7 protein-coding genes are annotated in these 8,711 nt (G+C 55.6%); 1 reads left to right on the top strand and 6 read right to left on the bottom strand.

Annotation, left to right across the window (positions count from 1 at the left end):
* Positions 1-623: tRNA/rRNA methyltransferase (locus ACLQ7H_RS07420; RefSeq protein ID WP_411752110.1), on the top strand; the 623-nt coding region annotated here is incomplete at its 5' end.
* Between the two features lie 63 nt (positions 624-686).
* Here the strand turns inward: ACLQ7H_RS07420 and emrB are convergent.
* The 6 genes from emrB to proX form a co-directional block, all read right to left on the bottom strand.
* A complete protein-coding gene (gene emrB, locus ACLQ7H_RS07415) occupies positions 687-2,222 on the bottom strand; it encodes a multidrug efflux MFS transporter permease subunit EmrB (RefSeq protein ID WP_411752109.1) in 1,536 nt (511 codons plus the stop codon).
* Positions 2,223-2,239: 17 nt separating this feature from the next.
* Positions 2,240-3,412 (bottom strand): multidrug efflux MFS transporter periplasmic adaptor subunit EmrA, encoded by a 1,173-nt coding sequence (gene emrA / locus ACLQ7H_RS07410; RefSeq protein ID WP_411752108.1) that lies wholly within the window; start codon positions 3,410-3,412, stop codon positions 2,240-2,242.
* A 21-nt stretch (positions 3,413-3,433) separates the two neighbouring features.
* Positions 3,434-4,885 carry an efflux transporter outer membrane subunit gene (locus ACLQ7H_RS07405; RefSeq protein ID WP_411752107.1) on the bottom strand — a complete coding sequence of 484 codons (1,452 nt, stop codon included), beginning with the start codon at positions 4,883-4,885 and terminating at the stop codon, positions 3,434-3,436.
* Between the two features lie 22 nt (positions 4,886-4,907).
* Positions 4,908-5,429: a transcriptional repressor MprA gene (mprA, locus tag ACLQ7H_RS07400; RefSeq protein WP_411752106.1), complete on the bottom strand. Its 522-nt coding sequence runs from the start codon at positions 5,427-5,429 to the stop codon at positions 4,908-4,910.
* Between the two features lie 394 nt (positions 5,430-5,823).
* Positions 5,824-7,023 carry an MFS transporter gene (locus ACLQ7H_RS07395; RefSeq protein WP_411752105.1) on the bottom strand — a complete coding sequence of 400 codons (1,200 nt, stop codon included), beginning with the start codon at positions 7,021-7,023 and terminating at the stop codon, positions 5,824-5,826.
* A 545-nt stretch (positions 7,024-7,568) separates the two neighbouring features.
* Positions 7,569-8,570 (bottom strand): glycine betaine/L-proline ABC transporter substrate-binding protein ProX, encoded by a 1,002-nt coding sequence (gene proX / locus ACLQ7H_RS07390; protein ID WP_411752104.1) that lies wholly within the window; start codon positions 8,568-8,570, stop codon positions 7,569-7,571.
* Between the last annotated feature and the right edge of the window lie 141 nt (positions 8,571-8,711).

Raw genomic sequence — 8,711 nt, 5'->3', positions numbered from 1 at the left:
GTTTCCGTGAGGCGCTGCGTTGGATGGCGGCTAACCGCAAGGCTTACCATGTGGTGGATGAAGAGGAACTGGCCAAAGCGTCCGGTACCGAACATCACGGCGGCGTGTGCTTCCTGATTAAAAAGCGCCAAGGTCTGGATGCGCAGGCTTACCTGCAGAATGCACCGGCCAAAGATTGCGTGCTGGCGCTGGAAGAAGTGGGCAACCCACACAACTTGGGGGCGATCGTTCGTTCCTGTGCGCACTTTGGCGTGAACGGTGTATTGCTACAGGATCCAGCGGTGCTGGAATCTGGTGCGGCAGTGCGTACGGCTGAAGGCGGGGCGGAACACATCAAGGCTATCAATGCCGATGATTTCCTCTCTGTGCTAGATACGTTCCGCAAAGCGGGTTACACCATTGTCACCACGTCTAGCCATAAAGGCACGCCGTTGGCGCAGGCTAAACTGCCAACCAAGATGGTGCTGGTGTTGGGCCAGGAACGTGATGGCCTGAGTGACAGCGCTTGGCAACAGGGTGATATGAGCGTGTCTATCGGCGGGACTGGCAAAGTAGAAAGCCTGAACGTCTCGGTAGCTACCGGTATTCTGTTGGCTGATTGGTGGCGTCAGAACCAGGCGTAATGCTTTACGCTATATAAAAAACGGGCGCCTCTGATATGGGCGCCCGTTTTGTTTGTAGCTCGATCAATGGGCTCCGCCCCCACCGCCCCCGGAACTGAACGGCGGTTTGGCGAACCAGACCAGCGCCAGCAATATCAGGAACACCCCCGCCGATAGCCAGAATATCTCGTTGGCCGAGATGATCAGCCCCTGCGCGGTGATCTCGTTGGCGATATACGCCGAAGCCTGCTGCTTGCTCATGCCTAGCTGCTCGAGTTTGCTGTACATCTCCTGCGACTGCGGGTTGAACGGATTCACAAACTCGCTCAGTTGCGAGTGATGCATCGCCTCCCGGCTGGTCCACAGCGTGGTGGTGATCGAGGTGCCGATAGAACCTGCCAAGGTACGGGTAAAGTTCGACAGGCTCGATGCTGCTGCTATGCGATCCGGCGGCAACCCAGACAGGGTAATGGTTGTCAGCGGCATAAAGAAGCAGGCAATCGCAAAGCCCTGGAAGAACTGCGGCCACGCGGAAGCGCCAAAATCCATCCCCGGTTCAAACGTGTAGGCGCGCCAGTAGAAGCACACGGCATACATGATGAAGCTGAAGGTGACTAAGCGGCGCATATCCAGCCGATGACCGAAGCGGCCGATAATCGGTGACAAGATCACCGGCAGCAGCCCGATCGGCGCAGATGCCAAGCCGGCCCAGGTGGCGGTGTAGCCATATACCTCCTGTAGCAGCTGAGGCAACAGCACGATCGCCCCAAAATACAGCATGTAGGCCAAGCTGATACACAGGCAGCCGATAGTAAAGTTGCGTGATTTAAACAGCGATAAATCCACCACCGGGTGATCGTCCGTCAGCTCCCACACCACCAGGAACACCAACGCCACCACGGCCACGACGGTCAGGACAACGATCTCGGTCGAGTTGAACCAGTCCAGCTCTTTGCCCTGATCGAGCATGATCTGCAGAGCACCGATACCAACCACCAGCAGTACCAGCCCGACGGTATCAATAGGTTTGATCTCGGTTTTGGTCTCCCGGCCTTTTAACGTCGACATGGCGACCAGGATCACGAACAGCCCGATCGGGATGTTGATGAAGAAGATCCAGCCCCAGTGATAGTTATCGCTGATATAACCGCCCAGGATCGGCCCGAAAATCGGCGCGACGATCACGGTCATCGACCATAGCGCCAGGGCCATCGAACGCTTGGCGGGGGGATAGTTATTCAGCAACAAGCTCTGCGACAACGGGATCAATGGCCCGGCGACGATGCCCTGGATCACGCGGAAGAAGATCAGCATGCCCAGACTGTTGGAGATACCGCACAGCCAGGAGGCCAGGGCAAACAGCGCCGTGGACCACAGGAACAGGCGAACTTCACCCACGCGTTTCGCCAACCAGCCGGTGATCGGAATGGAGATGGCGTTGGCCACCCCAAACGAGGTGATCACCCAGGTGCCCTGCGAGTTGGAAGACCCGAGGTTACCCGAAATGGTCGGTATCGCCACGTTGGCAATGGTGGAGTCCAGCACCTGCATAAAGGTCGCCATGGCGAGCGCGACCGTCATCCAGGCGAGCTGGGCACCTTCAAGCGGTTTCTGTGCCAAGGTAGCCTCCCGCTCGCTTAACCGGCGTTTGCATGGATCACATCGGCGATCATCTGATTCACCGGTGCCAGATCCAGCGTCAGCGCGCTGGTTTCAAACAGCGGTTTTTGACGTACCGTATCGGAGAGCACCAGGCCGTCCAGATTGGTGGTATCGACTTTGACCAGCGTAGAAAGACCGATACGCAGAGGATGCTTGGCAACCTGCTGTGGATCCAGTTCGATGCGCACCGGTAAACGTTGCACGACTTTGATCCAGTTGCCGGTAGCGTTCTGTGCAGGCAGCAGTGAGAACGCGCTGCCGGTACCCATATCGATACCCACGACCTTACCCTTGAACACCACGTCGTTACCGTAAAGGTCACTAACCACGGTGGCCTCTTGGCCGATACGCATATTGGCGATCTGCGTTTCTTTAAAGTTGGCATCCACCCAGACATGATCCGGTGCCACTACGGCCAGCAGAGGCGTCCCTGGGGAGATCTGCGCCCCCACCTGAACGCTGCGGCGTGAAACGAAGCCGGTGATTGGGCTGACGATGCGGGTACGCTGCAGAGCCATCCAGACGTCGCGCATCTGTGCGCCGGCCTGCAGCACTGCGGGCTGTTGATCCAGCGGCGTATTCAGCACCATCGCCTGATTGGCATTATATTGCTGTACCGCGACTTCCAGTGCCGCTTTGGCATTGTCTACCGCGTCACGGGCATGTTGCAGCTCTTCGCGGCCAATGGCATCGGCGTTACCCAGCACGACACGGCGCTTGAGATCGTTTTCTACCTTGCTCAGTTCGGATTTGCGCAGCGCAATGTTAGCCTGATACTGCTTACCGTTGATCACCAGTTGGTGCGTTTGGCGCACGCTGTTGGCCAGCGCGGTTTTGGCCCGCTCAAACGCCTGTTCGGCGTCGGTAGGATCCAGCGTTAACAGCACATCGCCTTTGCGGACAAAGTCGGTGTTATCGAAGGTAACGCTGTTCACGCTACCGGAAACCTGGGCCATGATCTGCACCTGATTACCGGCCACGTAGGCATCGTCGGTTTCTTGGTGATGACGCAGCACCAGGAACCAATAGACTAAATAGGCCACCCCAATAACCACAAAAATAAACGTCAACAGCAGCAGCCAGAATTTACGCTGCCGTTTTTTGCCAGCCGGTTGCTGCGGGGTTTGAGTTTCCGCGCTTGCACTCATGGTATTCTCCACGCTCTAAAATTATGCTTTAGGTTCCGCTGCCGCCGGGGCCTGATAGCCACCCCCCAACGCGCGTACCAATGCTATCTTCGCCTGCATCAAGTTGCTGCTGGCATTCAGTTGTGCCTGTTGCTGCTGTAATAGCTGCGTCTGGCTGGTCAACAGTTCATCACGCCCAATAATCCCTGCCTGGTATTTGGCGTTGGCGACCCGGTACACATCCTGCATGGATTGGGAGGCAGAGGTTGCCTGCAGCAACTGTTGGCTACTGCTCTGTTGAATGGTGATGGCGTCGGCCGTTTCCTGTAACGCATTGACGAGCGTTTGGTTATAGGAACCCACCGCCTGATCGTAGAGCGCAGACTCTTCACCCAGCTTGCTGCGTAGCGCACCGGCATGGAAGATAGGCAGGGAAATGGCTGGAACCACGCCCCACGCCTGGCTGGCGGCTTCAAACAGATTCGGGCTGGTGCCGCCGACGTTGGTGGTGGTCAAGCCTGCAAAGGCCGAGATCGACAGGCTAGGGTAGAACTCTTTGCGTGCCGCACTGACCCGTTGGTTATAGGACTCTACCAGTTGACGCTGTGCCACGATGTCCGGGCGTTTACCCAGTAACTCTGCGGTGAGTTCGCCTTTGGGGGCTAACTGTTCTTCGCTTGGCATGACCACCGGATGCAGAGACTGCATCGCATTCGGGCCAAGACCGGCTAGGGCAGCCAACTGGTGTTTGAGTTGTTCAATCTGTGACTGCAGCTGGATGATCTGCTGCTTGGCACTGTCTGCTTGTGCCTGGGTCTGTTGCGGGATTTCCACGCCGTAGATCCCGGCTTTATATTGCTTTTGGCGCAGGTCGGCCAGGCGTTGATTATTATCCACCTCTTGTTGCAGCACATTTTCCAGCGCGTAATTCGCCTGTAACTGGTAATAGGCTGAAGCTACCGAACTGGTCAGCGTCAGAGCGGCCTGCGCTTGCTCGGCACGAGCTGCATCGATCTGCGCTTTTGCCGCATTGACCTGATTGCGATATTTGCCCCACCAGTCAAACTCATAGGCCAGATTCAGGCCCAGGGAGTTAGAGGACTCATACACCGGGTGGGGCAGGTAGCCAAAGCCCAGGTTGGTGTTTTGCGCCACACGCTGACGGTTGATGCTGGCATTCAGATCCAGGTTGGGGCCGTTGGCGGCACTGGCTTCCCCCGCCACGCTTTGGGCTTCACGCACGCGAGCGCCCGCCTGTTGCAGCGAAGGCGAGTTTTGCAGCGTCTGGGTCATCAGGCTATCAAGCTGGGGATCGTTAAGCGTGCGCCACCATTGCGGGCTGATGGCAAGCGAGCTGACTTTCGGCTGGGCAAGCTGCAGCTGTTGCGGATCCATCATCTTGGATTGCGGGGCAATATTATCGGTAGATGCGCACCCCGCCAGCAACAGAACGGCGAACAGCGGGGTGAATCTCCAGTTTAACGGGGATCGCATAAAGTGATTACCTGAACAGGAATTATTGGGATAACTGTTCTGAAACTTCCATCTGATCCAAGCGGGTCAACAATTTGCGCGTCAGCATTTCAAGCTGTTGCTGCTCCTCGTCATTCAGCGTAGACCACAGAAAGTGCAGACATTTATGCTGCGGTGGCAGCAATTGTTCGAGAAACGCTTCCCCAGCCTGGGTCATATGCAGATGCAGGCAGCGGCGATCGTGTTCGCTTTCCCGGCGCTCAATCCACCCGCGTTTCTCTAGTTCATCAGCAATGCGGGTGGCATTGGTGCGTGACGAACCTAGGGCCGAGCTTAGCTCAGAAGGCTGAATGCTGTGGTTTTCCTGCGCATCCAGCGTAATGAGAGCCATAAACAAGGTTTCGTTGATTCCCTGTGCTTTCAGCATCTTATTGCGATTTTCCAACAGCTTGCCTTGCATATGCATGCACAGGCGGGTCAGCAGGATTTCCTGATATGGGAAGTCCTTCTGACGTTTGGCGCGGAAATTCAGCATTTGCTCTATGGGGGTAAACGAGCTTTCCATAATTTAGTGCCTCATTAATTTCGTTCGGTATAGTAACGATGGTGATTAATAATGTAAATCTTCAGCAAGGGGAATAATTTAGCAATTCGTGTCATTTGTAAGTTGTTTGTAAATGCTTAACGCCACAGATCCTAAGATCTTGTGATTGAAGGCACAAATTCTGCCGTTCCGCAGGCTGAGATAGGTAAGGTTTGTTTATGTTACTGTTCGGGGGTCTACGGCATCCTGCGGAGGGGGATAGAAGAAAAACTTACCTGAGTAAGGTCAATCATGGTGGTCCGGGGCGCAGGGTGTATAGGTCGCCAATAATTTACCGCGACAATATTACCAGAGTGTAAGTAATTTTTACACCCTGCGGCCTAATAAATTTCCAGGGTTATTATTTTCTTGCTAATTAGATGGTGGCTGGTCCCTGTGGGTCATGGCGCTTGCCACGCCACCAGGTCAGCAGATTCAGTACGCACAGCACGCCACCAATTGCCGCTACGCCGTTCCAGCCGGCATGTTGATAAGCGGCAGCGGAAAGTACTGAACCCACGGCCCCCCCAATAAAATAGCTGGTCATGTAACCGGCGGTAAGGCGATTACGCGCCTCTGGCATGATGCGGTAAATCACGCTTTGGTTGGTGACATGGACCCCTTGTACCGCCAGATCCAGCACCAGGATGCCGATAATCAGTGCCCAGAGAGAGTACGGTGCCAACGCAATCGGGATCCATGACAGCAACAGCAGTACCAGCCCAACGCTGGTGGTCAACCCCGCTTTACCCTTATCGGCCAGATGACCGGCGCGTGAGGCTGCCAGCGCGCCAGCAGCACCCACCAGGCCAAATAGCCCAATCACGCCTTCGGAATAGCTGAAAGGTGGGGAAGCCAGCAGGAAAGCCATTGAGGTCCACAGCACGCTGAAGTTGGCAAACGACAACGCGCCGATGATCGCGCGGGTACGCAGCAATGGGGTGAAGCAAAACAGGGAAAAGATGGATTTCAGCAACTGCGGGTAATTCAGGCCGGAATGCTGTTTATAGCGTGGCAAGGCGCGCCACAGCAGCAGGGCCATCAGGATCATCAACACGCTGGCCACCCAGTAGATGGTACGCCAGCCGCCGAGGGCCGCCAAAGCACCGGCGACGGTTCGTGCCAGCAGAATACCGAGCAGCAGGCCGCTCATGATCACGCCGACGGTTTTACCGCGTTTTGCCGGGTGCGCCAAGGTGGCAGCCAGTGGCACTAAAAGCTGGGCCACCACCGAGAACAGGCCGGTGAGAGCCGTACCGAGGATCATCATCGATAAGGTGCTGGAAGACGCGGTGATCAGCATGCCCCCGGCGGCTAGCAGCGTCATAAAGACGATCAGCCCACGGCGCTCAAACATATCGCCCAGCGGTACCAGAAACAGCAGGCCAACCGCATAGCCTAGCTGGGCCGCGGTGACGATAAATCCGGCCTGGTTAACCGATAGATTAAAGTTTTGTGCGATGGTTTCCAGCAGCGGCTGGGCGTAGTAGTTGCTGGCAACCGCCAGGCCGGTGGCCATTGCGATCAGTAGCGTCAGTGCAGGGCTAAGGCCCGGGTGTTCGGTTGGTTGGTTCATAGGTCTTCAATAATGGAAATCTGTGATCGAAGTATCAGACACAACAGAATATTAAGGCAATGTATAATTTTTATCAGTATGCCGCAGGAATAATGTCGGTCAGTTTAGCAATGAAAACGGGCCCCTCACCCTAACCCTCTCCCACAGGGAGAGGGAACCGATCGAGTGGGTTTGAATATTCGGTGATTTACCTTGGATGAGGGGACAATTGGGTTTGCTGCGATTATCCCTTTTTTGGCAAAAGATCAGGGGTGATGTGGTCTAGTCCTGTGAGAGGGGATCGTTTGAGTGAGTATGAAAATTGGGTGATTTACCTTGGATGAGGGGACAATCGGGTTTGCTGAGATTATCCCTTTTTTGGCAAAAGAGCAGGGGCTAACAGTTCCCACTTTCTGTGAGAGGGGATCGTTCAAGTGAGTATGAAAATTGGGTGATTTACCTTGGATGAGGGGACAATCGGGTTTGCTGAGATTATCCCTTTTTTGGCAAAAGAGCAGGGGCTAACAGCTCCCTCTCCCTGTGGGAGAGGGTTGGGGTGAGGGGCGTTATGACTTGGCGGCCTCGGCGGCGGTTTTCACCCAACCGTCAAACGTGGCCTGATGAGCCTTGATCCAGCCATTGACATGGTTTTGGATGTCGGCTTCGGAAGCCTGGCCTGCATGCATCCGCAGGTTCTGCGCGTTGACGTCGGCAATCGGCAGTTTCATGATGGCAAAAAGCTTGGCGGCGGCAGGGTTGGCCTGCGCCCACTGCTTATTGGCGGCAATATGCATGGTGTTGACCGGGAAGCCATAGTTGGCCCCGTTTGGCAGCTTGGTATCGACATCTTTCAGCTCGCCCGGCAGGGAAGAGAACGGCACCTGCAACCAGACAACGTCCCGCCCTGGCACCATGACATCGCTGACCCAGTACGGCGTCCAGGTGTAATACAGCACCGGTTTGCCTTCTTTGAAGCGGGTGATGGTATCGGAGATCATGGCGGCGTAGTTGCCCTGATTGTGCTCCACTGTTTTGCCCAAGCCATAGGCTTCGATATGGTGATTAATCACCGTTTCACAGCCCCAGCCCGGGGTACAGCCGGTCAAGTCGGCCTTGCCGTCACCGTTGGTATCAAACAGCTTGGCAATTTTCGGATCTTTTAGCTGCTCAACGTTGGTGATGTGATACTGCTCGGCGGTTTTTTTGTCGATCAGGTAACCCTGAGCAGCACCGCTGACGTAAGCTCCTTCGCGATAGAATTTTTTATCGCCTCCTACCGCCCGGTATTGATCGGCGTGCAGTTGATCCCAGTTCACCGCCAGAAAAGTGGCGTCCCCAGCGGCGATGGAAGTGTAGGCCACGTTGTAGTCCACTTCACGCGGTTCTTTCACGTCATAACCGAGCTTTTCCAGTGCCTTGCTGACCAGCAGCGTCTGGAAGGTCTCCTCGGAGATGGTGCTCTGTATCGGTTGTACCGAAATACCTTTTCCTGGCAAATCGGCGGCGATCGCGCCCTGTGCGCCAATCAGTGTGGTAAGGGCAAGTGCCCAGATCCCTGTGGTGCGCATAGTTATACCTCCGTTATTGATGTGGTTTGGAGATTGCCCGCCAGAGCAGAAAGCTGCTGGCGGGAAGGGCTTCAGGCTTTTTTGATAAACGGGCGAGTGATCAACCCGATTGGCCCGTGGGTATACCAGCGGCCTAGCCCT

The sequence above is a fragment of the Serratia sp. (in: enterobacteria) genome (assembly GCF_046715635.1).
Lineage (GTDB): Bacteria > Pseudomonadota > Gammaproteobacteria > Enterobacterales > Enterobacteriaceae > Chania.
Note: the sequence above shows the minus strand (reverse complement) of the source record. Positions and strands in the feature narration are given on the sequence as shown.